The sequence below is a fragment of the Streptomyces flaveus genome (genome assembly GCF_014647675.1).
In the GTDB taxonomy this organism is placed as follows: Bacteria; Actinomycetota; Actinomycetes; order Streptomycetales; family Streptomycetaceae; genus Streptomyces; species Streptomyces flaveus.
Window position 1 is genome coordinate 184,537 of sequence record NZ_BMPQ01000003.1, and the last position, 24,561, is coordinate 209,097.

Genomic DNA, 24,561 nt, shown 5'->3' on the forward strand with positions numbered 1-24,561 from the left:
AAGGAATTCAGATACGAGACCGTCTCGTATCGTTATTCGCTAACCTCGACGGCATGACTACTCCCGCCGCCACCGGCTCCCGTGTACCGGAGGCCGTGCATCGGCGTCGCTGGGTGATCCTCGGCGTGCTGATGCTGAGCCTGCTGATCGTCGTACTCGACAACTCGATCCTGAACGTCGCGATCAAGACCATCTCGACGCCCGCCCCGACCGGCCTGGGGGCCACCCAGAGTGAGCTCGAGTGGGCCATCAACGCGTACACGCTCGTCTTCGCGGGGCTGCTGTTCACGGCCGGCCTCCTCGGCGACCGGCTCGGGCGCAAGAAGGTGCTGCTCGGCGGGCTCGCCGTCTTCGGTGGCGCCTCGGCGCTCGCCGCGTTCTCCGGCTCACCCGAGCAGCTCATCGGCTTCCGTGCCCTGATGGGGCTCGGTGCCGCCTTCGTGATGCCCGCCACCCTCGCCGTCCTCATGAACGTCTTCGAGCGGGACGAGCAGCCGAAGGCCATCGGCATCTGGGCGGGCGGCGTCGGACTCGCCATCGCCATCGGGCCCATCACCGGAGGGGTGCTCCTCGATCACTTCTGGTGGGGGTCCGTGTTCCTCATCAACGTGCCGATCGTGATCCTGGCGATCGGGCTCATGACGGTGCTGGTTCCCGACTCCCGCGATCCGAAGCCCGGCCGGATCGACCCGGTGGGCGTGCTGCTGTCCGTCGTCGGGCTCGTCCTGCTCGTGTACGGCATCATCAAGGGCGGCCAGCTCGCCGACTTCACCGACGTCGAGGTGCTGGCGACCATGGGTGCCGGACTCGCCGTACTCGCCGGATTCGTCTGGTACGAGAAGCGCATCGACCACCCGTCCGTCGACGTCACGTACTTCAAGAACCGGGTCTTCTCGTCGGCCATCGGCGCCATAGGGCTGGTCTTCTTCGCGCTGATGGGCGTGACGTTCTTCGCGGTCTTCTACACGCAGACCGTGCGCGGCTACTCGCCTTTCCAGACAGGCCTGTTGATGCTGCCGCTGGCCGTGGCACAACTCGTGTTCGCACCGCGGGCCCGGCTGGTCGTCGACCGCTTCGGCTACCGGATCACGACCACCGGCGGCATGTCGCTCATCGCCGTGATGCTGGCCGCGTTCACCATCCTGGACGCCGATACGCCGATCTGGGTCCTGGAGGTCATCTTCTTCCTGATGGGCACCGGGATGGCGCACGTCATGACGCCCACCAGCGTCGTGATCATGCAGACCATGCCCCGCGAGAAGGCCGGTTCCGCCTCCGCGCTCAGCAACACCTTCCGTCAGGTCGGCGGCGCCCTGGGCATCGCCGTACTCGGCTCGGTCCTGTCCGCGTCGTACCGCTCGGGCATCGAGGACAAGCTCACCCTGCTGCCCGCCGACCTCCGGCACCACGCGGGCGAATCCATCGAGGCCACCCTCGGTGCCGCCGCGAAGCTCGGGCCCCAGGGCGAGGCCCTGGTCACCCCGGCGCACGACGCCTTCCTGCACGCCATGCATCTCACCGCTCTGGGCGGAGCCGGTGTCGCCCTCTTCGGAGCCCTGGTCGTGGCGCTGTTCCTGCCGGGCCGGGACCCGGCCCCGAAGGAGCCCGGGGGAGAGGAATCCGAACTGATGGCTGCCGAACACTGAGAGAATCGGCCCGAACCGGGCGGCGGACGAAGGGAGTTGGCGTGGACCTCGCGGAGCAGGGGGCCGGACGTGGTGGGGCCGTGAGAGGGCGCCCGCGCAGTGAGAGCGTGGAGCGTTCCATCATCGAGGGCGTCATCGGACTCCTGGAGGACGGCGTCCCGCTCGCGGAGATCTCCATCGAGCGCGTCGCCCGCACCGCGGGGGTGGGCAAGGCCACCATCTACCGCCGCTGGAGCAACCGCGAAGAGCTCTTCTGCGACGTCATGCGCGCCGCCGAGCAGGTCGACCTGAAGCTGCCCGGCACCTCGACGCGCGACGACCTGATCGCCCTCCTCGAGTCGATACGCAGGCGCGGCCTGGCCAACCGCACCTCGTCGCTCGCGCACAACGTCCTCGCCCAGATGAAGAGCAGCCCCAAGCTGTGGAAGGCGTACGACGCGAACGTGATCGAGCCACGGCGCCGGCTCACCCACGAGGTGCTGCGCCGCGGACAGCAGAACGGCGAGATCCGCTCCGACCTCGATGTCGAGCTGATCGGTGACCTGTTCGCCGGTCCCATGCTCGTACGCACCGTCATGCGCCCCGACGCCGAACTCCCCGACGGCCTCGCCGAGGAGATCGTCGACACCGTCCTGGAGGGACTGCGCCCCGGCAAGGGGTGAGAGCGCCAGGCCGTCAAGGCGCCAAGTTGCTTAAGCCTGGCCGACCCCTGAGTGAATGTGAGGGTTTCGTCACAGACCGCTCCCGCAGGGTGGACGATCGGAACTGGGTACGCAGGCAAGGGCGTCATCGTGCCCGTATCGCCGTCCGTCGGGGCGGCCGGAGTGAACGCGATCATCCCCTAGGGTTCTTGGGTGCGGGGGATGGGTGAACGGCACGTTGTGAGGTCGAGAGTATGGCGCAGGCGTACAAGACGGAGGCGGGCAGCGGCGGCCAGGAGCCCGACCGCAGAGAGCCCCGGTTTCAGCGCCTGCTCGACACCCTTCGGGGCGACCGCCGTATCTGGCGTCGCGGCATCGTCCTCGCCGTCTGTGCGGTCCTCATCGCCTTCCTGATGGTGCTGCACGCGCAGATCCCGAACACGGTCGGCAACCTCGGTTCCCTCAACGAGACGTTCCTGCCCTGGCTGGGCGTCTTCATCCCGGTGCTGCTCGGCCTCGCGCTGCTGAGGCGGTCCGCGACCGCACTGATCGCCGTGCTGCTGCCCGCGATCGTCTGGTTCAGCCTCTTCGGCTCACTGGTCTTCGACAAGACCGGCAGCGGCGGCGACCTCACCGTCGCCCAGCACAACGTCAACGCGGACAACGCGAACCCGTCCGGCACCGCCCGCGCCGTGGCCGCCTCCGGGGCCGACGTGGTGGCCCTGGAGGAGCTGACGGAGACCGTGGTCCCGGTGTACGAGAAGGCGCTGGCCGGGGCGTACAAGTACCACTCCGTGCAGGGCACCGTCGGCCTGTGGAGCAAGTACCCGCTGAGCGACGTCAAGGCCGTCGACATCAAGCTGGGCTGGACGCGCGCCATGCGGGCGACCGTCACCGCGCCGGGCGGGCAACTCGCGGTGTACGTGGCGCACCTGCCCTCGGTGCGGGTGAAGATCGAGGCCGGGTTCACCGCGCGGCAGCGCGACAAGAGCGCCAACGCGCTGGGTGATGCCATCTCCGCCGAGAAGCTGCCGATGTCCGTCCTGCTCGGCGATCTGAACGGCACGATGAACGACCGTGCGCTCAACGGCATCACCGCGCAGATGCGCTCCACACAGGGCGCCGCGGGCAGCGGCTTCGGGTTCAGCTGGCCGGCGTCGTTCCCGATGGCGCGGATCGACCAGATCCTGGTGAAGGGCGTCGAGCCGGTCACCTCCTGGTCGCTGCCGGAGACGGGCAGCGACCATCTCCCGATCGCCGCCCGCGTGAAGCTTGCGGACACCGGCTCGTAACTCCTTGGAATACTGGGCCTGAGAGAGTTTGTTCCGTACTTGAACATACGATGTACGGAACTCCGCTCTGCAACTCTGAAAGGCCCTCCATGCCCCTGGCACCCCTGCTCTCGCTCGCCGTGGGCGCCTTCGGTCTCGGCACCACCGAATTCGTGATGATGGGCTTGCTGCCCAACGTCGCCGACGACCTGCACATATCCATCCCCACCGCCGGGCACCTCGTCTCGGCGTACGCGCTCGGTGTCGTCGTCGGCGCCCCGCTGCTCGCCGCGGTGACGGCGAAGATGCCGCGCCGCAAGGTACTGATCGGCCTGATGGCGCTGTTCGTCGCGGGCAACGCGCTCTCGGCGTTCGCGCCCGACTACCACTGGCTGCTGGCCGCCCGGCTGCTGAGCGGTCTGCCGCACGGCGCGTTCTTCGGCGTCGGCGCCGTCGTCGCCACCGGCCTGGTCGCCCCCGAGCGCAAGGCACGCTCGGTCTCGCTGATGTTCCTGGGCCTGACCGTCGCGAACATCGCGGGGGTTCCCGTGGCGACCCTCATGGGCCAGCACCTCGGCTGGCGTGCCACGTTCCTCGGCGTCAGCGCGATCGGCCTCGCCGCCATCGCCTCGCTCGCCCTGCTCCTGCCGCACGACCACACGCGCGCCCCCGCCGCCGGACTGCGCGGCGAACTGACCGCCCTGCGCTCGCTCCCCGTCTGGCTCGCCCTCGGGACGACGGTCGCGGGCTTCGGCGCGCTGTTCTCCGCGTACAGCTACATCACGCCGATGCTGACGGACTCCGCCGGATACGCCGACTCCCGTGTGACCGTGCTGCTGGCGCTGTTCGGCGTCGGTGCCACCGCCGGCAACCTGCTCGGCGGGCGCCTGGCCGACCACTCCCTGCGGGGCACCCTCTTCGGCGGCCTCACGGCGCTGGCCGCGGTCCTCGCCCTGTTCCCGCTGCTGATGACCACGCAGTGGACCGCCGCCCTGGCGGTGCTCCTGCTCGGCACGGCCGCCTTCGTCACCGGCTCCCCGCTCCAGCTGATGGTCATGGAGAAGGCCTCCGCGGCCCCCTCCCTCGCCTCCTCCGCCAACCAGGCCGCCTTCAACCTCGCCAACGCCGGCGGCGCCCTTGTCGGCGGCCTCGCCCTGGCGGCGGGCTTCGGGGCGACCTCCCCGGCGCTGGCGGGCGCGGCGCTGGCGGTGCTGGGCCTGGGGGTCGCGGCGTTTGCGTACACGGTGGACCGCCGCCGGGCGGTGCCGACGACGCACGTCAGCCGTCTGGTCGCCACGCATGTACCGGAGCGGCAGGAAGCGGCTCGCCGCTGACCTGACTGGATACGAGGTGGGGGCGTCCGGTGTGCACCGGGCGCCCCCACCTCGTACTGCTACGCCTGCTCCCGCCAGCGGCTCGTTATCGGCAGCCGCCGGTCCTTGCCGAAGCCCTTCGCCGAGATCTTCGTGCCTGGCGGGTACTGGCGGCGCTTGTACTCGGCCGTGTCGACCATACGGAGCGTCTTCGTGACGACCTCGCGGTCGAAGCCTGCCGTCACGATCGCGTCGGCGCCCGTGTCGCGGTCGACGTAGAGCTCCAGGATCGCGTCCAGGACCGGGTAGTCGGGCAGCGAGTCCGTGTCGACCTGGCCCGGGCGCAGCTCCGCGCTCGGCGGCTTGGTGATCGAGTTCTCCGGGATCGGCGGCGTTTCGCCGCGCTCGGCCGCCGCGCGGTTGCGCCACTGCGCGAGCCGGAAGACCCACGACTTGTACACGTCCTTGATGGGACCGTACGCCCCCACCGAGTCGCCGTAGAGCGTCGAATAGCCCACCGCCAGCTCGGACTTGTTGCCCGGCGCCAGCACGATGTGCCCCTCCTGGTTGGAGATCGCCATCAGCATCGTGCCGCGCAGCCGCGACTGGAGGTTCTCCTCGGCGAGACCCGTGAGCCCCAGCGACCCCATGTACGCGTCGAACATCGGCTCGATCGGTACGGTCCGGAAGTTGAGCCCGGTCCGCCGCGCCAGCTCGGCCGCGTCCCCCTTGGAGTGGTCCGAGGAGTACTTGGACGGCATCGAGACCCCGTACACGTTCTCCGCGCCGAGCGCGTCGCAGGCGATCGCGGCCACCAGCGCGGAGTCGATGCCACCGGAGAGCCCGATCAGCACGGAACGGAAACCGTTCTTCGCGACGTACGCCCGAAGCCCCACCACCAGCGCCGAGTACACCTCCTCGTCGTCGTCCAGCCGCTCCGCGTATCCACCGGTGAGCTCCGGCTCGTACGAGGGCAGCGGGTCCTCGGAGATGACGAGGTGCTCGATCCGCATCCCGTCGTCGACGATGCCGGACGGCGGCTCGGCGGCAGCGGCCGGCAGATCGAGGTCGAGTACGACGCACCCCTCGGCGAACTGCGGGGCCCGCGCGACGACTTCACCGTCCCGGTCGACCACGATCGAGTCCCCGTCGAAGACCAGCTCGTCCTGCCCGCCCATCATGGCGAGGTACGCGGTCGTGCAGCCGGCCTCCTGCGCCCGCTTGCGCACCAGCTCGAGGCGGGTGTCGTCCTTGTCGCGCTCGTACGGGGAGGCGTTGACGGAGAGCAGCAGCCCGGCCCCGGCGGTCCGGGTGGCCGGCACCCGCCCGCCGTCCTGCCAGAGGTCCTCGCAGATGGCGAGGGCGACGTCGATGCCGTGGATCCGCACGATCGGCAGGGTGTCGCCGGGCACGAAGTAGCGGAACTCGTCGAAGACGCCGTAGTTCGGCAGGTGGTGCTTGGCGAAGGTGAGCGCCACCTCGCCGCCGTGCAGCACGGCGGCGGCGTTCCTCGGCGCCCCGGCCGGCTGCCCGAACTTCGGCTGGGCGGCCTCGGACCGGTCGAGATAGCCGACGACCACCGGCAGCCGGCCGAAGCCCTCGTCGGCAAGGCGCGCGGCGAGACTGCGCAGGGCCGCGCGGGAGGCCTCGACGAAGGACGGCCGCAGGGCCAGGTCCTCGACGGGATACCCGGTCAGCACCATCTCAGGGAACGCCACCAGATGCGCTCCCTGCTCGGCGGAGTGCCGGGTCCAGCGGACGATCGCCTCGGCGTTACCGGCGAGATCGCCGACGGTCGAGTCGATCTGATTCAGGGCGAGGCGTAGTTGAGGCACGGGCCCAGTGTAATCGTCAAAGCGACGCAATGGGGTGTGGGAAGCCCCACGCCCTCAGCTGGGCGTTACTCGGAGGGCTTTGCCCCGCGCTTCTTCAGCAGGTCCGTCATCAGCTTCATCTCCGACTCCTGCGCCTCGACCATGCCCCGCGCGAGATCCCGCTCCACCCCGACCTCGCACCGCTCCACGCATCCCTCGGCCATGTGCACACCGCCCACGTGATGGGCGTACATCAGCTGGAGGTAGCGGACCTCGGCGGCCTTGCCGCTCGCCTTCTGAAGCGACTCCATCTCGGCATCGCTCGCCATCCCCGGCATCAGCGCGCCGTCCTCACCGGACGGCATGTCGCCCATGCCCATCCACGTCATCGGCGGGTCCGCGGACACCTTCGGCAGCTGCCACAGGTCCAGCCAGCCGATCATCATGCCGCGCTGGTTGGCCTGCGTCTGCGCGATGTCGTACGCGAGACGGCGTACCTCTTCGTCCTCGGTGCGGTCCCGCACGATGTACGACATCTCGACGGCCTGCTGGTGGTGGACCGCCATGTCGCGCGCGAAACCCGCGTCCGCGGAATCGGCCGCCGGGACCCGCACGCCCGAGTCGCCGTCGGTGACCGTGTACGTGATCCCGCCGACGGCCGCCATGAAAACGACCCCGGCGGCCCCGGCGATCCAGCCGACGTGCTTCATCGTTGCCACGGCTTCCTGTTCGCTGTCGTACGTACGTACTTGCTGCTACTTGTCGAGGCCGCCGGTGCAGGCGGCGCCCTTCTCCGGCGTCTGCTCGCCCTGTACGTACTTCTCGAAGAACTTGTTCACGTTCGGGTCCTTCGAGCTCGTCACCGTGCGCTGCGCGCCCCAGGCGGAGAGCATGATCGGGTCCTTCTGGTCCTCGACCGGGCTCATCAACGAGTACGGGGTCTTCTCGACCTTGTCCGCGAGCGCCTTCACGTCCGCGTCCGAGGCCTTGCTGTTGTACGTCACCCAGACCGCGCCGTGCTCCAGGGAGTGCACGGCGTTCACCTTCTTGATCTCCTCGGTGTAGACATCGCCGTCGCAGTTCATCCACACCTGGTTGTGGTCGCCGCCCACCGGGGGGTTCATCGCGTACTTGACGTCGCCGTTGACGTGGGTCTGGGTCAGCTTCGTGCTCCAGGTCCTGACGCCGTCCTCGCCCGTGACGAACTTCCCCTTCTGACCGGCCGACGCGCTGCTGCTGCTGTCGTCCTCGGACTGCGAGTTGATGAGGTACGTACCTCCGGCCACGAGGCCGCCGACTATGACCACGCTCGCGGTGATCGTGAGTATCCGGTTGCGGCGCTCGCGGGCCTGCTCGGCACGGCGCATCTCCTCTATGCGCGCCTTGCGCGACGCGGACGCTTTGTTCTTCGCGGAACCCATGATGAGTCCTTAGGGGCCTTGGGGGACAGACGGTCGGGTGAGGTTGATCGTAGTCCGGCCGGTAGCGGCGTACGTAGGGCCCCTGGTCGTTGGCCATACATTTCGCGCCCCGGCATTACAAGGGCTCGGGTGAGCAGGCAGTATGGGCGGCAGAGCAGGACACCTGCCGTACGTGAGACGTTCAGACCGAGGTCGGCCGCCCGATCAAGGTCCGCAATGCGCACGAAATGGTGTTGTGGTGGGATGCTCAGGTGCCCGACCGCCTCCCGTGGCGCGGGAGCAGGCGGTCTGACCAGCAAGGATGGGTGGAAGCGGAAGATGGACAAGCAGCAGGAGTTCGTACTCCGGACGCTGGAGGAGCGCGACATCCGGTTCGTACGGCTGTGGTTCACGGACGTGCTGGGCTTCCTCAAGTCCGTGGCCGTGGCCCCGGCCGAGCTGGAGCAGGCCTTCGACGAGGGCATCGGCTTCGACGGCTCCGCGATCGAGGGCTTCGCCCGGGTCTACGAGTCCGACATGATCGCCAAGCCGGACCCGTCGACCTTCCAGGTCCTGCCGTGGCGCGCGGAGGCCCCCGGTACGGCCCGTATGTTCTGCGACATCCTCATGCCGGACGGCTCCCCGTCCTTCGCGGACCCGCGTTACGTGCTGAAGCGCGCCCTCGCCAAGACCTCCGACCTGGGCTTCACCTTCTACACCCACCCGGAGATCGAGTTCTTCCTGCTCAAGGACCGTCCGCTGGACGGCTCGCGGCCGACGCCCGCCGACAACTCCGGCTACTTCGACCACACTCCGCAGAACGTGGGCATGGACTTCCGCCGTCAGGCGATCACGATGCTGGAGTCGATGGGCATCTCGGTCGAGTTCTCGCACCACGAGGGCGCGCCGGGCCAGCAGGAGATCGACCTGAGGTACGCGGACGCGCTGTCCACGGCCGACAACATCATGACGTTCCGCCTGGTCATGAAGCAGGTGGCGCTGGAGCAGGGCGTCCAGGCGACCTTCATGCCGAAGCCGTTCTCCGAGCACCCGGGCAGCGGCATGCACACGCACCTCTCGCTCTTCGAGGGCGACCGGAACGCGTTCTACGAGTCGGGCTCGGAGTACCAGCTCTCCAAGGTGGGCCGCTCCTTCATCGCGGGCCTGCTGAAGCACGCCGCCGAGATCACGGCGGTCACCAACCAGTTCGTGAACTCGTACAAGCGCATCTGGGGCGGTGCCGCGCGCACCGCGGGCGCCGGCGGCGAGGCCCCCTCGTACATCTGCTGGGGTCACAACAACCGCTCCGCCCTGGTCCGCGTCCCGATGTACAAGCCCGGCAAGACCGGCTCGGCGCGGGTCGAGGTCCGCTCCCTGGACTCGGGCGCGAACCCGTACCTGGCGTACGCGGTCCTGCTGGCCGCCGGCCTCAAGGGCATAGAGGAGGGCTACGAACTCCCGCCGGGCGCCGAGGACGACGTCTGGGCCCTCACGGACGCCGAACGCCGCGCCATGGGCATCGAGCCCCTCCCGCAGAACCTCGGCGAGGCCCTCTCCCTGATGGAACGCAGCGACCTGGTCGCCGAGACCCTGGGCGAGCACGTCTTCGACTTCTTCCTGCGCAACAAGCGCCAGGAGTGGGAGGAGTACCGCTCCGAGGTCACGGCCTTCGAGCTGCGGAAGAACCTGCCGGTTCTGTAGGCGCAGGTCAGTCGGGGTGTCTCGCTGGAACCCCACGCAGGGGCGGCGGTTCGCGAACCGTCGCCCCTGCGGCGTCTCGCCAGGCTTCCGCTCCGATGTCAGTGGTGGCTGTGATGCTGGAGGGCATGACTCCTTGGAACCTTCTCGATCTTGACAAGGCCCTGAGATCCAGCTGGGCCGCCGACACCTGTTCCCCGGACGACCTTGCTCGCGCCGACTGGCAGCCAGGCAATCCGGCCTGGGGTCACTGCGACATCACTGCCCTGATAGTCAACGACGTCTTCGGCGGCGACCTCGTGGTCGGCGAGGTGTATCTCGACGGAACCCAGCACGGCTTCCACTGGTGGAACCGGCTGCCCAGCGGTGTGGAGCTCGACCTGACACGCGAGCAGTTCCAGCACGGCCAGACCGTCACCGCCGCCCGGCATGTGGAGCGCCCACCGGGCCCTCTGCCCCGCCGCTGGAAGGAGTACCTCCTTCTGCGCGACCGCGTCACCAAGCACCTCGGCCGTCTGCCGGAGCCCAGCTGACAGGGCGGGGATCAGCCCGGCTGGTTCAGTGCCGCGCCTCCTTCTCAGCGGTTCGTCGGGTCTGGCGCGGGGCTCCGGTTCGGGTGGTTCCGGCGGCGACAGGCGCGCTCTCGGAGATCCTTCGGAAGGATCTCCGAGAGCGCGCCTGCCCTTCCCCGTCCCGCTCAGCTCTCCCGCTGCCGCCTCTGCTCGGCCAGCAGTTCGTGCAAGGGCTCCGTGGCCCGGCGGCGGTACTCCTGGATGGACCAGCTGTTGCCGTCCGGGTCCTTGAAGTGCATGAAGGTGGCGCCGTCCTCCGGGGTGTACTGCACCGGTTCGGAGATCTCCAGGCCGCGTTCGGTCAGTTCGGCGTGGGCCGCCTTGATGTCCGTGACGCACAGCTGAAGGCCCTGGTACGAGCCGGGGGCCGGCGTCGGGCCGTCCATCGTCTCCCAGAGGGTGTCACCGAGGGCGATCGAGCAGCCGGAGCCCGGAGGCGTCAGCTGGACGATGCGCATGCCGGGCATGACCTCCTGGTCGATGTCGACATGGAAGCCGACCTTGTCCCGGTAGAAGTCCCGGGCCCGGTCGATGTCGCTGACCGGCAGTGGGATCACTTCGAGCGTGTACTCGATCACTGGTCCTCCAGTTCGCCCCGACGAAAGAGTCACTCGAACCGCCAGCGGGTCTGACTGAACGGCTCTCCCTTACCGAAGCCGAAAACGGTCCGGGGCGCCACCGAAAAGACGAGGGCATCGCCCGGCCCGTGGTGGAAGCGGCCGTTCCGTACCTCGAAGTGCCAGAAGCTGCCGTACTTGCGCTCCCAGGCGTCGGCCAGTTCGCGCAGCCGGCCGTCGTCGGCGACCCTGACCGCCTCGCCCTCCACCACCAGGTCGTAGCCCTTGTTCCAGGTGTTGGTGCCGGTGGTCAGCACGACGTTCGCGTTCCGCTCCAGGTTCCGTGCCTTGCGCTCCTCGGGCCCGGTGCAGAAGTGCAGCGCGCCGTCCGCCCACACCGCGGGCAGCGGTGTGACATGGGGCCGCCCGTCGGGCCGTACCGTCGAGATCCAGAACAGCTCGGCTTCGGAGAGCATCGCCTCGGTCTCCGACCAGGGGAGTGCGGTGGCGTCTTCGCTGCTGTATCGGGCGTCGAGTTCAGCTTGCGGTTCCAGTGGTTCCATATGGATTCTCCTCCTCACCAGAGCAGACTCCGCCGCCCACCCGAACTCATCGTTCGCATCGCATGCACTTCCGCCCGGGCGCTTCCCTCAAGTACTCCGGTTAGGCTCAAGGCCGTAGGACCTTGATCCGAGGGGAGGCCGGGGATGGCGACGCCGGGGCGCAGGAGCAGTACCTTCTCGCGGCTGCTGCGGCACGGTTTCACCGATCCGTCGGCCGCCGAGCGGCTTCTGGAGAGCGGCGAGCTGACGCCGGTGAGGAACGACCCGGTCCTGCTCGACGCACTCGGGGCGACAGCCGATCCGGACCTGGCGCTGCTCGGGCTCGTACGGCTCGTGGAGGCGCAGAAGGACCACGCGGGCCGGAGCGAGCTGCTGGACACGCTGATCGCGGCGAAGCCGCTGCGCGACCGGCTCCTCGGAGTGCTCGGCGCCTCCGCCGCGCTCGGCGACCATCTCGCCCGGCACCCGCTCGACTGGCAGGCGCTCGTGATGTACGAGCCGCAGGACCTGCACCCCGGGATCGCGGAGTTCGAGCTCGGCCTCGCCGAAGCCGCCGACCCGGTGTCCCTGCGCGTCGCCTACCGCCGCTGCCTGTTGTCCATCGCCGCACGCGACGTGTGCGGAACCACCGACCTCGCCGAGACCGCCGCCGAACTCGCGGACCTGGCGACCGCCACCCTGCGCGCCGCGCTCGCCATCGCCCGGGCCGCCGCCCCCGAGGACGCCGCCATGTGCCGTCTCGCGGTCATCGCGATGGGCAAGTGCGGGGGACAGGAGCTGAACTACGTCTCCGACGTCGACGTCATCTTCGTGGCGGAGGCCGTGGAGGGAGCCGACGAGGGCAAGGCCCTGCGGGCCGCGACCCGGCTCGCCTCCCACCTGATGCGGATCTGCTCCGAGACCACCGTCGAGGGTTCCATCTGGCCCGTCGACGCCAATCTGCGGCCGGAGGGCAGAAACGGCCCGCTGGTCCGTACGCTCTCCAGCCACCTCGCCTACTACCAGCGCTGGGCCAAGACCTGGGAGTTCCAGGCCCTGCTCAAGGCCCGGCCGGTCGCGGGGGACGTCGAACTCGGCGAGGAGTACGTCGCCACGCTCGCCCCCCTCGTCTGGCAGGCAGCCGAACGCGAGAACTTCGTCCCCGACGTCCAGAAGATGCGCCGCCGCGTCGTCGAGAACATCCCCGTGGCCGAGATCGAGCGTGAGCTGAAGCTCGGTCCCGGTGGCCTGCGGGATGTCGAATTCGCCGTACAGCTCCTGCAGTTGGTGCACGGCCGGGCCGATACGTCGCTACGGAGCCGGACCACGCTGGAAGCCCTGAAGGCACTGGCCGCGGGCGGCTACGTGGGGCGCTCCGACGCCGTACAGCTGGACGAGGCGTACAAGTTCCTGCGCCTGATGGAGCACCGCATCCAGCTCTACCGGCTGCGGCGTACGCATCTCGTGCCGGAGAGCGACGCCGATCTGCGCCGTATCGGCCGCTCGCTCGGCCTGCGCACCGACCCCGTCGCCGAGCTGAACCGCGAGTGGCGGCGGCACACCTCCGTCGTACGACGCCTGCACGAGAAGCTCTTCTACCGGCCGCTGCTCGACGCCGTGGCCCAACTCGCCCCCGGCGAGGCCCGATTGAGCGCGAACGCAGCCCGGGAGCGGCTGGTCGCTCTCGGCTACAAGGACCCGGCGTCCGCGCTGCGCCACCTGGAGGCGCTGGCGTCCGGGGTCAGCCGCAAGGCCGCGATCCAGCGGACGTTGCTGCCCGTGCTCCTTGGCTGGTTCGCGGACTCCGCCGACCCCGACGCGGGACTGCTCAACTTCCGCAAGGTGTCCGACGCCCTGGGCAAAACCCCCTGGTACCTGCGGCTGCTCCGGGACGAGGGAGCCGCCGCCGAGAACCTGGCCCGGGTCCTGTCCGCCGGACGGCTCGCGCCCGACCTGCTGATGCGGGCCCCGGAGGCGGTGGCACTGCTCGGCGACGGCGAAGGGGGCGGTCTCGGCCCCCGCGACCGTGCCCACCTGGAGCAGGAGATCCTCGCCGCCGTGGGGCGCGCCGACGGGGGAGAGGCCGCGGTCACCGCCGCGCGTGGGGTGCGGCGACGCGAGCTGTTCCGTACGGCCGCCGCCGACATCGTCCGCTCGTACGGCACGGAGGAGTCGCCCGCCGCGGCCGATCAGGGCGCGCTCGTCGATCTGGTCGGCGGTGCGGTGTCCGACCTGACGGCCGCGACCCTCGCCGGGACGCTGCGTGCCGTCGTGCGACAGGGCTGGGGGGACACGCTGCCGACCCGGTTCGCGGTGATAGGGATGGGCCGGTTCGGCGGACACGAGCTGGGTTACGGCTCTGACGCGGACGTGTTGTTCGTGCACGAACCGCGCGAGGGCGTGGCCGAGCAGGAGGCCTCGCGGGCCGCCCATGCCGTGGTGTCGGAGATGCGGCGGCTGCTGCAGATCCCGAGCTCCGACCCGCCGCTGCTGATCGACGCCGATCTGCGGCCGGAGGGGAAGTCGGGGCCGCTGGTGCGGACCCTGAACTCGTACGAGGCGTACTACCGGAGGTGGTCCCTGGGGTGGGAGTCCCAGGCCCTGCTGCGGGCCGAACCCGTCGCCGGGGACGCGGACTTGGGGCAGCGGTTCATCGAACTGATCGACCCCCTGCGGTATCCCCCGGAGGGGCTCGGCGACGACGCCGTACGCGAGATCCGGCGGCTGAAGGCCCGGATGGAGTCCGAGCGCCTGCCCCGCGCCGCCGATCCCACCCTCCACACCAAGCTGGGGCGCGGCGGGCTGTCCGACGTGGAGTGGACGGTGCAGCTCCTCCAGCTCCAGCACGGCTGGGCGGAGCCGGGCCTGCGTACGACCCGTACGCGCGAGGCCCTGGCCGCCGCGTGCGCCGCCGGACTGATCTCCGCCGAGGACGCTTCGACACTGGACGAGGCGTGGGTGCTGGCCACTCGGGTGCGGAACGCGGTGATGCTGGTGCGGGGGCGGGCCGGGGACACGTTCCCGTCGGACGGGCGTGAGCTGGCGGCGGTGGGGCGGTATCTGGGGTTCGGTCCGGGGCATGTGGGCGACATGCTGGACGCGTACCGGCGTACGACGCGGCGGGCTCGGGGTGTGGTGGAGGAGCTGTTCTACGGGGGGTAGACGGGCTGAGAATCAGCCCGTCCGGGGGCGCCTCTGGGCACCCCCGGCGGTAGCCAACGGGCCCGAGTCCAGCTTCAGGGGCTCCCCGCCGCGCCTGTCGCGAGCAGCCCGTTGACCACGATCGCCGCCAGTGATTCCGCGGTGGCCGTGAGCTGTTCCGGCGAGGCGGGCATGGGCCTGCCCAGCCGCCGCGTCAAAGGCCCCTCCAGGATTCCCGAGACGGGAGGGATGACGACGAAGAACAGCATGTCCATCGGGATGGGCGCCATGCGTCCGGAGGCGACGAGCCGCTCGATGCTCGGCATCATGAGCTGCAGGGTGGGGGCGATGTAGCGCTCGTACAGGTAGTCCAGCCGCTCGGTGTCCCGGGACAGTTCATCGAGCATGATCCGCTCGATCCGCGATGTGTCCGCGGCGGTCCGGTAGAAGCCGGTGATGAGCTGCCGCAGTTGCTCGGCGTCGTCGAGCGAGGGATCCACCTGTGCCAGACGCGCCAGTGGCGCCTCCAGAGCGGAGTCCATCGCCGCGCGCCAGAAGGCCGCCTTGGACCCGTAGCGGTCGTTGATGAAGTTGTGGCTGACACCCAGGCGGCGGGCCAGCTCGCGTGCGGAAGCACGCTCGTAGCCCAGCTCCGCGAAGGCCTCAAGGCCTCGCTGCAGGATGCTTTCCTCCTCGGGCACCGCGGGGGTGCCCGCACCGGGGCGCCCCGGCCGTCGAGTGGATTCGGCTCTTGCTCCCACCGTTGCCTCCAAGACTGGTTGCTGACTTTTTGCTCATGTCCGCGTGACCTGCGTTGCCTGCGTCCCGACAGGCGCTCCGCGGCCCTCTCGTGAACCCATGAACAGCTTACTTGACACCTGTCAGAATCAGGCTAACCTGACAGGTGTCAGAAATCGACCCTGTGATGCAGGGAAGCGACTTGAGCAGCCGTTTCCCAGAACTGATCCGCGCGGATCGACACCCGAGCACGTCTCCCCCCTCACCCGGCGGCCGGACCGCCGTACCTGCTCGAAAGTGAGAACCCCATGGATGCGAAGCACACGCCCCGCAAGGCCCCTGAGCGCGTGGTCGACCTGGATGCGGCGCGCCGTCGGTACGGCACCAGGGCCGACCATGTGGTGACCCTGCTCACCGCCGGGGACCCGCTCGCCGATGCCGTCATCGCCGAACTGGACTTCTACGGCCCGCGGGCCCGGCGTGCCCTCGACGCGGGCCTCAGGCGCGGCCTGCCCAGCCTTGGCCGACAGCCCTCCGCGGCCATCGGCGCGCTGCTGAAGCACCTGGAGACCACCCCCACCTGGGTGGACCCGCTGCTGCTCCACAAGGGCGATGCCGTGAGCCTGTCCGTGCCCCCCATGTGGTTCGGGCTCTGCTCGATCACCGGCGCGCTCGCACACAGCTACGCCTCCCCGGCCACCGCACGACTGCTGGCCGCAACAGACAGGCCGGCGGACATGGCTGCCGCGCTCCGGCTCGCGGAGATGGGGGTGTGGGCGCGCCAGACCATACGGCCGGGAGGGCTGCTGCGCGGACGACCGGGGTACCTGGCCACGGTCGAGCTCCGGCTGGCCCATGCCCGTATGCGGGCCACGACCCTCACGGACTGGGACAGGGGCAGCTGGGGCCTGCCGATCGGCCAGCTCGACATGGCCCGCACCTGGCTCGGCTTCACCCTCATCGCCTTCCAGGCCCTCACAGCCGTCGGCATCGACATCACCGACGAGGAGGAGCGCAGCCTCTACCAGTACTGGTCGTACGTCGCTCATCTCCTGGGGCTCGACGAACGCCTTTACAAGGACGTGGTCGACCACGCCGGCGCCCGCCGACTGCAGGACCTGCTGGACGCCACGACGGACACCCCCGACGAGAACTCGACGGCACTGACCGCCGCCATGGTCGACGCACAGGCCCGCGCGATGGCCGGCGCGCCGGGCGCCGTGCTGTCCGAGGAGCAGCTGCGCCACCTCATCGACAGCGTGCTGCGGCGGGCCTTCGGCGAGGAGTGGGGAGACCGCCTGGGCATCCCCCATGTCCCCGCCGCCACCGATCTCATGCCGCTGATCGGCCAGCTCAATCGCCAGGCCCGCTACTGGCAGACCTACTCCTCGGCCTCGGCCCCCGAAGCCCGCCGCCGGGCTCTGGAGGAATCAGGGCCGGAACTGCGAACAGCCGCACATTCCTGTGACGCCTCTTGCCGTCGTACCGCGGGAGCCGTTCGCCCGGGCGCCTGGGCGGCCTGACTCTCCTTCCTGACGCGACGTCCTTCCGCGACCTTCCGCGATGTCCTTCCTGCGACACGCGACCGACGATGGCCGCCTCCGGGAAGGGAAGTCCCGCTTCCTCCGCGCCGCCTCACCTCGACCTCGCCGAGCAGTGACGGTCGGCGCCCCGGTCGCCTACCGCATCACCTGACGAGCTCCAACGACGCAGCCGTCCGACCCCGCACCACCGAACGTTCCCTCTCTTTGTCCCACTTCTTCTGGAGTTCTCGTCATGTCCCAAACCCCCGCGGACACGGCCGGCACGGCCACCGTGTCCACCCTCCCGTCCGCCGGCACACCGCCACCCCATCGCTGGTGGATCCTCGCCGTCATCGGCGTGGCCCAGCTCATGGTCGTCCTGGACGCGACGATCGTGAACATCGCCCTGCCCTCCGCGCAGAAGGACCTGGGCTTCTCCGACGGCGACCGGCAGTGGGTCGTCACCGCCTACGCCCTCGCCTTCGGCAGCCTGCTCCTGCTCGGCGGTCGTATAGGCGATCTGTTCGGCCGCAAGAAGACCTTCCTGGTCGGGCTGGTCGGCTTCGCCGGCGCCTCCGCCCTCGGTGGCGCCGCCACCAGCTTCGAGATGCTCATCGTCGCGCGGGCCGGGCAGGGCGTGTTCGGCGCGCTGCTCGCCCCGGCCGCGCTGGCCCTGCTGACCACGACCTTCACCGACGCCAAGGAACGCGCCAGGGCCTTCGGCGTCTACGGCGCCATCGCCGGCGCCGGCGGCGCCATCGGCCTGCTCCTGGGCGGCCTGCTCACCGAGTACGCCGACTGGCGCTGGACCCTCTACGTCAACCTCGTCTTCGCCGTCGTAGCCTTTATCGGCGGCCTGCTCCTGCTCCAGCGCACCACCCGCGACAAGAGCGCAACGCTCGACATCCCCGGCGCCCTCCTCGTCGGCGGCGGCCTGTTCGGTCTGGTCTACGGCTTCTCCAACGCCGAGAGCCACGACTGGAGCTCCCCGCAGACCTGGGGCTGGCTGGTCGCCGGAGCCGTCCTGCTCGCCGCGTTCACCTGGTGGCAGACCCGCTCCACCCACCCCCTGCTCCCCCTGAAGGTCCTGCTCGACCGCAACCGCGGCGCCTCCTTCCTCTCCGTACTGATCAGCGGCGCCGGCATGTTCGGTGTCTTCCTCTTCCTCACCTACTACCTGCAGCAGAGCCTGGGCTACACCCCCGTCGAGACCGGGCTCGCCTTCCTGCCCATGACCGCCACGCTCATGATCGGCGCCACCCTCGCCACCAGCGTGCTGACCCCCCGCCTCGGCCCCAAGCCGGTCGTACCGCTCGGCATGGGCCTGGCCGCCGCCGGCATGGTCTGGCTGACCGGCCTCGACCTGAACAGCAGCTACACCACCGGCGTCCTGCCGCCGATCCTGGTGGCGGGACTCGGCCTCGGCCTGGTGATCGCCCCGGCCATGAGCCTGGCCGTCGCCGGCGTGGACGCCGAGCACTCCGGTGTCGCCTCCGCCACCGTCAACGCCATGCAGCAGGTCGGCGGCTCGATCGGCACGGCCCTGCTCAACACCCTCGCCACCAGCGCCGCCGCCGACTACCTCGTGGGCAAGGACCCCAGGGACCCCGCCGTCCAGGCCCAGGCCGGCCTGGAGGCCTACTCCACCGCCTACTGGTGGTCGGCCGTCTTCTTCGCCGTCGGCCTGGTCGCCAGCGTGCTCTTCTACCGACGCGGTGTCCCCGCCGAGGACCCCGATGCGGCGCCCGTCGTCCACATGTGATCCGCAGCAGGGAGTTCCCTCAACGAGTCCTCGACGGCACTCGACCTCCACGGAGAACTCTCATGCCACGCACCCCGGGTGCCACGCTCCGCCATCGCCGCCAGCACCGGCGGCGATGGCGGAGCACTGTTCGAAGCTGCCGTCCTGCCCACTGTCCAGGCCGCACAACCCCCGGCTTCTGCCCCTCAGGCTCTGGTCGGCAGGAGCCGACGCTCCTGCCTGCGGGGCGGCGCCGGTACCAGTCGCGGCAGCGCGTACGGCAACGACCCGTACCAGACCCACGCCACCGCGAAGCCGAACGCCAGGCAGAGCAGGCCGCCCACCGCGTCCAGCCAGAAGTGGTTGGCCGTGGCGACGATGACCACCAGCGTGGCCGTGGGGTACAGGAGGCCGAGGACCCGTACCCAGGGGACGGAGGCGAGGGCGAAGATCGTCAGGCCGCACCAGACGGACCAGCCGATGTGCATGGAGGGCATCGCCGCGTACTGGTTCGACATGTTCTTCAGGTCGCCGGAGGCCATGGAGCCCCAGGTCTGGTGGACGACGACCGTGTCGATGAAGTCGTTGCCGTTCATCAGGCGGGGCGGCGCGAGCGGATACAGGTAGTAGCCGACGAGGGCGACACCCGTGGTCGCGAACAGCACCATGCGGGTCGCCGCGTAACGGCCGGGATGGCTACGGAAAAGCCACACCAGGACACCGAGCGTGACGATGAAATGCAGTGTCGCGTAGTAGTAGTTCATGCCGACGATCAGCCAAGTCACCGAATTCACGGCGTGGTTGACGCTCTCCTCGACGGCGATCCCGAGGTGGTGCTCCGCCTTCCAGATCCAGTCGGCGTTCCGCAGCGCCTGAGCCTTCTGCTCCGGAACGGCGTTGCGGACGAGCGAGTACGTCCAGTAACTCACCGCGATCAGAAGGATCTCGAACCAGAGGCGAGGGCGACGAGGCCTACGCAACCGGCGCAGGAAATCCTGGCCCGCGCGGCCCTCGACCTCGTCCGCGACGGGCGCCGGACCGGCCTGCTGAAGGCCTTCCGTAGCCGTCACCGTCGTCTCACCCATAGGGGAAGAGTCTGCCAGAGAATCCGTCTCCCACCGATCATCCGCCGGTCGGGTCCTGGTCGCACGTTCTACGCCTGAGGGACCTGTGGAAGCGGCGTTTTCTACTGCCTAAGGACGATTGCGATCCCCAGGGGACGAAGCGGTCGAACCCCGTACAACCAGCTCCGGCATGAACACGAACTCACTGTGGGGAGCGGGTGTTCCGCCGATCTCCTCCAGCAGCGTCCGCACGGCCGCCTGCCCCATGGCAGGCACCGGCTTGCGGATCGTCGTGAGCGGCGGGTCGGTGAACGCAACGAGCGGGGAGTCGTCGAAGCCGACCACCGAGACGTCCCGCGGAACCTCCAGGCCACGCTGGCGCGCCGCACGGATCGCACCGAGCGCCATCATGTCGCTCGCGCAGACGACGGCCGTGCACCCGCGGTCGATCAGTGCGGTGGCCGCGGCCTGGCCGCCCTCCAGGGTGTAGAGCGAGTGCTGCACCAGGCGCTGCTCGACGTCGTCCGCACTCAGGCCCAGCAGGTCCTGCATCGTACGCACGAAGCCCTCGATCTTCCGCTGTACGGGCACGAACCGCTTCGGGCCCAGGGCGAGCCCGATGTTCGTGTGACCCAGCGAGACGAGGTGGGTGACGGCGAGGGTCATCGCCGCGCGGTCGTCCGGCGAGATGAACGGGGCTTGGACCTTCGGCGAGAAGCCGTCGACGAGCACGAAGGGGACGCCCTGGCCGCGCAGCTTCTCGTAGCGCTGCATGTCCGCGGAGGTGTCGGCGTGCAGGCCCGAGACGAAGATGATCCCGGCGACGCTCCGGTCGACGAGCATCTCCGTCAGCTCGTCCTCGGTGGAGCCGCCCGGAGTCTGGGTCGCGAGCACCGGGGTGTAGCCCTGCCGGGTCAGGGCCTGGCCGATGACCTGGGCGAGCGCCGGGAATATCGGGTTCTCCAGCTCCGGCGTGATCAGGCCGACCAGTCCCTCGCTGCGCTGCCGCAGCCGTACCGGGCGTTCGTAGCCGAGGACGTCCAGTGCGGCCAGTACGGACTGGCGGGTGGTGGCGGCGACGCCCGGCTTCCCGTTCAGGACGCGGCTGACGGTCGCTTCGCTCACCCCCGCCTGGGCTGCGATGTCGGCAAGCCGTGTGGTCACAGGGGTGGACTGTACCGGCCGGGTGTCGCCCTGCTCACCGATCCGGCGTGGTGGGCGGCCTGCCGGCCGGCCCGGTCCGGGCTGCTGGGTCATCGCGCTCCCTCATGGAAGTGGTGGCAAGAGCTTGCAGAGTCTTGCATAAGCAGTCCTGGCTGCTCTACGCCCGTGAGTAAGCGTCTCACGACGGTCGCTCCAGGGTCACGCCCGGATAACTTCGAAGATCTCTTGCGGTTTTTTGCTGCAAGGACTTTCGCAACTCTTGCAGCGCTGTTACGTTCAGCGTCGCCCGGCGGCGGCAGCGACGCAGTCCGCAGGCCGGCAGCGAGCGGCGGACGGGGCCGCTCTCCGGCCAACGGGCTTTCACCCTCAAGGAGAACTCATGCGGCGTGGCATAGCGGCCACCGCGCTGGCGGCGTCCCTCGCCCTCACGGCGACGGCCTGCGGCGGCAGTGACAGCGGCAGCGACGAGTCGGACGGCCCTGTCACCATCACCTGGTGGGACACCTCCAACGCCACCAATGAGGCACCCACGTACCAGGCCCTGGTCAAGGAGTTCGAGAAGGCCAACCCTGACATCAAGGTCGACTACGTCAACGTGCCCTTCGACCAGGCGCAGAACAAGTTCGACACCGCCGCCGGAGCCAAGGGCGCCCCGGACGTCCTGCGCTCCGAGGTCGGCTGGACCCCCGCCTTCGCCAAGAAGGGCTTCTTCCTGCCGCTGGACGGCACCGAGGCCCTCGCGGACCAGGACAAGTTCCAGTCCAGCCTGATCGAGCAGGCCAAGTACGACGGCAAGACGTACGGCGTCCCCCTGGTCACCGACACGCTCGCGCTGGTCTACAACAAGGACCTCTTCAAGCAGGCCGGCATCAGCAAGCCGCCCGCCACCTGGGACGACCTGAAGAAGGCCGCCGCCACCATCAAGGACAAGACCGGCGTCGACGGCTACTGGGGCTCCACCCAGGCCTACTACGCGCAGTCCTTCCTCTACGGCGAGGGCGCCGACACGGTCGACGCCGACGCCAAGAAGATCACCGTGAAGTCGCCCGCCGCGGTCAAGGGCTACGAGACCTGGGAGAGCCTCTTCGACGGCAAGGGCCTGCACAAGGCCGACACCACCGCCGACGCGTACGCCCATATCCAGGAGGCGTTCGTCAGCGGCAAGGTCGCCTCGATCGTCCAGGGCCCCTGGGAGATCACGAACTTCTACAAGGGCTCGGCCTTCAAGGACAAGGCCAACCTCGGCATCGCCACCGTCCCGGCCGGCTCCACCGGCAAGGCGGGCGCCCCGACCGGCGGCCACAACCTCTCCGTGTACGCCGGCTCGGACAAGGCGCACCAGGAGGCCTCGCTGAAGTTCCTGAAGTTCATGACCTCCGCGAAGTCCCAGGAGACGATCGCCCTCAAGAACTCCACGCTGCCGACCCGCGACGACGCCTACACCGCCGAGGTCAAGGCCGACCCGGGCATCGCCGGCTACCAGGCCGTGCTCCCCGCCGCCCAGCCGCGCCCGGCGCTGCCCGAGTACAGCTCGCTGTGGACTCCGCTCGACACCGAGCTCAACGAGGTCGCCGGCGGCAAGAAGTCCCTCGACGAGGGCCTGAGCAGCGCTCAGACCGCGATCGAGAAGCTGGTCCCGGACTTCAGCAAGTGACTCCGCGTGGCCGTCGGGTCCTCCTGATCTCGGGGGAGGGACCCGGCGGCCACCGGCCTGCGTGCCCTGCCCCTGATCTCCCAAAGGTGTCGAAACCATGACAGTCGCCATCGACCGCGCGACCGGCAAGCGCCGCGGTGAGCGAGCGCCGCGCCCCGGGCCACTGAGGCGCCTCAGGCACAGCTTCCAGAAGTACTGGTACGCGTACGCCATGATCACGCCCGTGGTCATCGTGCTCGGCGTCCTCGTGCTCTACCCCCTGGGGTACGGCCTCTACCTGTCGCTCACCGACGCCACCAGCGACAACACGGCCCGCACGATCGGCGTCAACGAGATCGAGGCGACGTACAAGTTCATCGGCCTCGACAACTACGCCGACCTCCTGTGGGGCGAGACCGCGTACGACCGCTTCTGGTCGCACTTCGTCTGGACGATCGTCTGGACGGCCGCCTGCGTCGCCCTGCACTACTCCATCGGCCTCGGCCTCGCGCTGCTCCTCAACCAGAAGATGCGCGGACGGACGCTCTACCGGCTCATCCTGGTCCTGCCGTGGGCCGTGCCCACCTTCGTCACCGTCTTCGGCTGGCGCTTCATGCTCGCCGACAGCGGCGTCATCAACTCGGCCCTCGACGCGCTCCACCTACCGACGCCGCTGTGGCTGGAGGACACCTTCTGGCAGCGGTTCGCCGCGATCATGGTCAACACCTGGTGCGGGGTGCCGTTCATGATGGTCTCGCTGCTCGGCGGACTGCAGTCGATCGACTCGTCGTTGTACGAGGCCGCCGAGATGGACGGCGCGAGCGCCTGGCAGCGGTTCCGGTACGTCACCCTGCCGGGCCTGCGGTCCGTCAGCTCCACCGTCGTACTCCTCGGCGTCATCTGGACCTTCAACCAGTTCGCCATCATCTTCCTGCTGTTCGGCAACACCGCCCCGGACGTCGACATCCTCGTGACCTGGGCGTACCACCTGGGCTTCGGCCAGCAACCGCGCGACTACGCGCAGTCGGCGGCGTACGGCATCCTGCTCCTCTCCATCCTGATCGTCTTCACCTCCGGCTACCGCCGCTGGCTGAACCGCAACGATCCGCAGCTCGCGATCTGAGGCAGGAGTCCCCATGAGCACCTCGATGAGCACCTCGACCCTTCCGACCACCTCCGCTGCGGATCAGACCCCGGACGCGGTTCGGCCGCGCAAGGCCCGCCGCCGCGGCGAGCGTGGCCCCGGCGCCTCCCTCGCCGCGCACGGCATCCTGATCGTCGCGAGCCTGATCGCGCTCTTCCCGATCGCCTGGCTGTTCTTCCTGTCCCTCGGCCCGGACAAGGACGACTACCTTCACCCCGGGCGCATCTTCGGGAAGATGACCTTCGACAACTACCTCTTCGTGCTCCAGGAGACTAAGTTCTTCGACTGGCTGACGAGCACGCTCGTCGTCTCACTCGGTACGACACTCATCGGCGTGCTGGTCGCCGCGACGACCGGTTACGCGGTCTCGCGGATGCGCTTCCCGGGCTACAGGAAGTTCATGTGGGTGCTGCTGGTCACCCAGATGTTCCCGATCGCCGTACTGATCGTGCCCATGTACCAGATTCTGTCGGAACTCCAGCTGATCGACAGTTACCTTGGCCTGGTCCTCGTCTACTGCTCGACGGCCGTGCCGTACTGCGCCTGGCTGCTCAAGGGCTACTTCGACACGATCCCGTTCGAGATCGACGAGGCGGGACGCGTCGACGGGCTGAACCCCTTCGGCACGTTCGCGCGGCTGATCCTGCCGCTGGCCAAACCGGGCCTGGCGGTCGCCGCGTTCTACAGCTTCATCACCGCGTTCGGAGAGGTCGCCTTCGCCTCGACGTTCATGCTGTCCGACACGAAGTACACCTTCGCCGTCGGTCTGCAGAGCTTCATCAGCGAGCATGACGCACAGCGGCACTACATGGCCGCGACGGCCGTGCTGATCGCCGTGCCGGTCTCCGCGTTCTTCTACCTTGTGCAGAAGAACCTGGTGACGGGCCTCACCGCGGGCGGCACGAAGGGCTGACCGTCCCTGCCGTACGGCTCCCGCGCGCACACCGCGCGGGTGGGGG

Annotated in this window: 20 protein-coding genes; 12 read left to right on the forward strand and 8 right to left on the reverse strand. The window is 69.3% G+C overall.

What is annotated here, in order from left to right; genetic code table 11:
• Positions 1 to 53: 53 nt before the first annotated feature.
• The 4 genes from IEZ21_RS07590 (at position 54) to IEZ21_RS07605 (ending at position 4,892) form a co-directional block, all read left to right on the forward strand.
• The gene (locus IEZ21_RS07590; RefSeq protein ID WP_189321103.1) at positions 54 to 1,646 is read left to right on the forward strand and encodes an MFS transporter; all 1,593 of its coding nucleotides are present in this window, start codon (positions 54 to 56) and stop codon (positions 1,644 to 1,646) included.
• Between the two features lie 41 nt (positions 1,647 to 1,687).
• A complete protein-coding gene (locus IEZ21_RS07595) occupies positions 1,688 to 2,308 on the forward strand; it encodes a TetR/AcrR family transcriptional regulator (RefSeq protein ID WP_189321104.1) in 621 nt (206 codons plus the stop codon).
• A 233-nt stretch (positions 2,309 to 2,541) separates the two neighbouring features.
• Entirely contained in the window at positions 2,542 to 3,579 is a 1,038-nt protein-coding gene (locus IEZ21_RS07600; RefSeq protein WP_189321105.1) for an endonuclease/exonuclease/phosphatase family protein, read from the forward strand.
• Between the two features lie 89 nt (positions 3,580 to 3,668).
• A complete protein-coding gene (locus IEZ21_RS07605; RefSeq protein ID WP_189321106.1) occupies positions 3,669 to 4,892 on the forward strand; it encodes an MFS transporter in 1,224 nt (407 codons plus the stop codon).
• A gap of 59 nt (positions 4,893 to 4,951) precedes the next feature.
• On the opposite strand, the gene IEZ21_RS07610 is transcribed toward IEZ21_RS07605, so the two are convergent.
• The 3 genes from IEZ21_RS07610 to IEZ21_RS07620 all read right to left on the reverse strand — a co-directional run bounded on the left by IEZ21_RS07610 (position 4,952) and on the right by IEZ21_RS07620 (position 8,106).
• Complete coding sequence (locus IEZ21_RS07610) at positions 4,952 to 6,706, reverse strand: NAD+ synthase (protein ID WP_189321107.1); 1,755 nt, start codon at positions 6,704 to 6,706, stop codon at positions 4,952 to 4,954.
• A 65-nt stretch (positions 6,707 to 6,771) separates the two neighbouring features.
• A complete protein-coding gene (locus IEZ21_RS07615) occupies positions 6,772 to 7,395 on the reverse strand; it encodes a DUF305 domain-containing protein (protein WP_189321393.1) in 624 nt (207 codons plus the stop codon).
• Positions 7,396 to 7,440: 45 nt separating this feature from the next.
• Entirely contained in the window at positions 7,441 to 8,106 is a 666-nt protein-coding gene (locus IEZ21_RS07620) for a thioredoxin-like domain-containing protein (RefSeq protein ID WP_189321108.1), read from the reverse strand.
• 318 nt (positions 8,107 to 8,424) lie between these two features.
• Between IEZ21_RS07620 and glnA2 the strand changes: the two genes are divergently transcribed.
• Together glnA2 and IEZ21_RS07630 are read left to right on the forward strand one after the other, a co-directional pair.
• On the forward strand, positions 8,425 to 9,786 hold the full coding sequence (gene glnA2, locus IEZ21_RS07625; RefSeq protein WP_033325549.1) for a gamma-glutamylpolyamine synthetase GlnA2: 1,362 nt from the start codon (positions 8,425 to 8,427) through the stop codon (positions 9,784 to 9,786).
• 125 nt (positions 9,787 to 9,911) lie between these two features.
• Complete coding sequence (locus tag IEZ21_RS07630; protein ID WP_189321109.1) at positions 9,912 to 10,316, forward strand: YunG family protein; 405 nt, start codon at positions 9,912 to 9,914, stop codon at positions 10,314 to 10,316.
• A gap of 164 nt (positions 10,317 to 10,480) precedes the next feature.
• Here the strand turns inward: IEZ21_RS07630 and IEZ21_RS07635 are convergent, their stop codons facing one another.
• Entirely contained in the window at positions 10,481 to 10,930 is a 450-nt protein-coding gene (locus IEZ21_RS07635; RefSeq protein ID WP_189321394.1) for a VOC family protein, read from the reverse strand.
• Between the two features lie 32 nt (positions 10,931 to 10,962).
• Positions 10,963 to 11,475 carry a pyridoxamine 5'-phosphate oxidase family protein gene (locus tag IEZ21_RS07640; RefSeq protein ID WP_189321110.1) on the reverse strand — a complete coding sequence of 171 codons (513 nt, stop codon included), beginning with the start codon at positions 11,473 to 11,475 and terminating at the stop codon, positions 10,963 to 10,965.
• A 144-nt stretch (positions 11,476 to 11,619) separates the two neighbouring features.
• Between IEZ21_RS07640 and IEZ21_RS07645 the strand changes: the two genes are divergently transcribed.
• Positions 11,620 to 14,616: a bifunctional [glutamine synthetase] adenylyltransferase/[glutamine synthetase]-adenylyl-L-tyrosine phosphorylase gene (locus IEZ21_RS07645; RefSeq protein ID WP_189321111.1), complete on the forward strand. Its 2,997-nt coding sequence runs from the start codon at positions 11,620 to 11,622 to the stop codon at positions 14,614 to 14,616.
• A gap of 74 nt (positions 14,617 to 14,690) precedes the next feature.
• Here the strand turns inward: IEZ21_RS07645 and IEZ21_RS07650 are convergent, their stop codons facing one another.
• Positions 14,691 to 15,296 carry a TetR/AcrR family transcriptional regulator gene (locus IEZ21_RS07650; RefSeq protein WP_189321112.1) on the reverse strand — a complete coding sequence of 202 codons (606 nt, stop codon included), beginning with the start codon at positions 15,294 to 15,296 and terminating at the stop codon, positions 14,691 to 14,693.
• 345 nt (positions 15,297 to 15,641) lie between these two features.
• Between IEZ21_RS07650 and IEZ21_RS07655 the strand changes: the two genes are divergently transcribed.
• Positions 15,642 to 16,856 carry an oxygenase MpaB family protein gene (locus IEZ21_RS07655; RefSeq protein ID WP_189321113.1) on the forward strand — a complete coding sequence of 405 codons (1,215 nt, stop codon included), beginning with the start codon at positions 15,642 to 15,644 and terminating at the stop codon, positions 16,854 to 16,856.
• Positions 16,857 to 17,109: 253 nt separating this feature from the next.
• Positions 17,110 to 18,618: an MFS transporter gene (locus IEZ21_RS07660; protein ID WP_189321114.1), complete on the forward strand. Its 1,509-nt coding sequence runs from the start codon at positions 17,110 to 17,112 to the stop codon at positions 18,616 to 18,618.
• 185 nt (positions 18,619 to 18,803) lie between these two features.
• Here the strand turns inward: IEZ21_RS07660 and IEZ21_RS07665 are convergent, their stop codons facing one another.
• On the reverse strand, positions 18,804 to 19,682 hold the full coding sequence (locus IEZ21_RS07665; protein ID WP_189321115.1) for a phosphatase PAP2 family protein: 879 nt from the start codon (positions 19,680 to 19,682) through the stop codon (positions 18,804 to 18,806).
• A gap of 108 nt (positions 19,683 to 19,790) precedes the next feature.
• Positions 19,791 to 20,825 carry a LacI family DNA-binding transcriptional regulator gene (locus IEZ21_RS07670; protein WP_281399397.1) on the reverse strand — a complete coding sequence of 345 codons (1,035 nt, stop codon included), beginning with the start codon at positions 20,823 to 20,825 and terminating at the stop codon, positions 19,791 to 19,793.
• Between the two features lie 379 nt (positions 20,826 to 21,204).
• On the opposite strand from IEZ21_RS07670, the gene IEZ21_RS07675 reads away from it, so the two are divergent.
• The 3 genes from IEZ21_RS07675 (at position 21,205) to IEZ21_RS07685 (ending at position 24,515) form a co-directional block, all read left to right on the forward strand.
• Positions 21,205 to 22,479: an extracellular solute-binding protein gene (locus IEZ21_RS07675; RefSeq protein WP_189321117.1), complete on the forward strand. Its 1,275-nt coding sequence runs from the start codon at positions 21,205 to 21,207 to the stop codon at positions 22,477 to 22,479.
• A gap of 97 nt (positions 22,480 to 22,576) precedes the next feature.
• Positions 22,577 to 23,581 carry a carbohydrate ABC transporter permease gene (locus IEZ21_RS07680; protein WP_189321118.1) on the forward strand — a complete coding sequence of 335 codons (1,005 nt, stop codon included), beginning with the start codon at positions 22,577 to 22,579 and terminating at the stop codon, positions 23,579 to 23,581.
• 25 nt (positions 23,582 to 23,606) lie between these two features.
• The gene (locus tag IEZ21_RS07685; protein ID WP_189321395.1) at positions 23,607 to 24,515 is read left to right on the forward strand and encodes a sugar ABC transporter permease; all 909 of its coding nucleotides are present in this window, start codon (positions 23,607 to 23,609) and stop codon (positions 24,513 to 24,515) included.
• Positions 24,516 to 24,561 lie beyond the last annotated feature (46 nt).

What these genes read in the sequence shown, in the direction of transcription:
- IEZ21_RS07590 (WP_189321103.1), top strand. Translation starts at nt 54, where the DNA reads ATGACTACTCCCGCCGCCACCGGCTCCCGTGTACCGGAGGCCGTGCAT.
- IEZ21_RS07600 (WP_189321105.1), top strand. Translation starts at nt 2,542, where the DNA reads ATGGCGCAGGCGTACAAGACGGAGGCGGGCAGCGGCGGCCAGGAGCCC.
- IEZ21_RS07605 (WP_189321106.1), top strand. Translation starts at nt 3,669, where the DNA reads ATGCCCCTGGCACCCCTGCTCTCGCTCGCCGTGGGCGCCTTCGGTCTC.
- IEZ21_RS07615 (WP_189321393.1), bottom strand. Translation starts at nt 7,395, where the DNA reads ATGAAGCACGTCGGCTGGATCGCCGGGGCCGCCGGGGTCGTTTTCATG.
- IEZ21_RS07620 (WP_189321108.1), bottom strand. Translation starts at nt 8,106, where the DNA reads ATGGGTTCCGCGAAGAACAAAGCGTCCGCGTCGCGCAAGGCGCGCATA.
- glnA2 (WP_033325549.1), top strand. Translation starts at nt 8,425, where the DNA reads ATGGACAAGCAGCAGGAGTTCGTACTCCGGACGCTGGAGGAGCGCGAC.
- IEZ21_RS07630 (WP_189321109.1), top strand. Translation starts at nt 9,912, where the DNA reads ATGACTCCTTGGAACCTTCTCGATCTTGACAAGGCCCTGAGATCCAGC.
- IEZ21_RS07640 (WP_189321110.1), bottom strand. Translation starts at nt 11,475, where the DNA reads ATGGAACCACTGGAACCGCAAGCTGAACTCGACGCCCGATACAGCAGC.
- IEZ21_RS07645 (WP_189321111.1), top strand. Translation starts at nt 11,620, where the DNA reads ATGGCGACGCCGGGGCGCAGGAGCAGTACCTTCTCGCGGCTGCTGCGG.
- IEZ21_RS07655 (WP_189321113.1), top strand. Translation starts at nt 15,642, where the DNA reads ATGGATGCGAAGCACACGCCCCGCAAGGCCCCTGAGCGCGTGGTCGAC.
- IEZ21_RS07660 (WP_189321114.1), top strand. Translation starts at nt 17,110, where the DNA reads ATGTCCCAAACCCCCGCGGACACGGCCGGCACGGCCACCGTGTCCACC.
- IEZ21_RS07665 (WP_189321115.1), bottom strand. Translation starts at nt 19,682, where the DNA reads ATGGGTGAGACGACGGTGACGGCTACGGAAGGCCTTCAGCAGGCCGGT.
- IEZ21_RS07675 (WP_189321117.1), top strand. Translation starts at nt 21,205, where the DNA reads ATGCGGCGTGGCATAGCGGCCACCGCGCTGGCGGCGTCCCTCGCCCTC.
- IEZ21_RS07680 (WP_189321118.1), top strand. Translation starts at nt 22,577, where the DNA reads ATGACAGTCGCCATCGACCGCGCGACCGGCAAGCGCCGCGGTGAGCGA.
- IEZ21_RS07685 (WP_189321395.1), top strand. Translation starts at nt 23,607, where the DNA reads ATGAGCACCTCGACCCTTCCGACCACCTCCGCTGCGGATCAGACCCCG.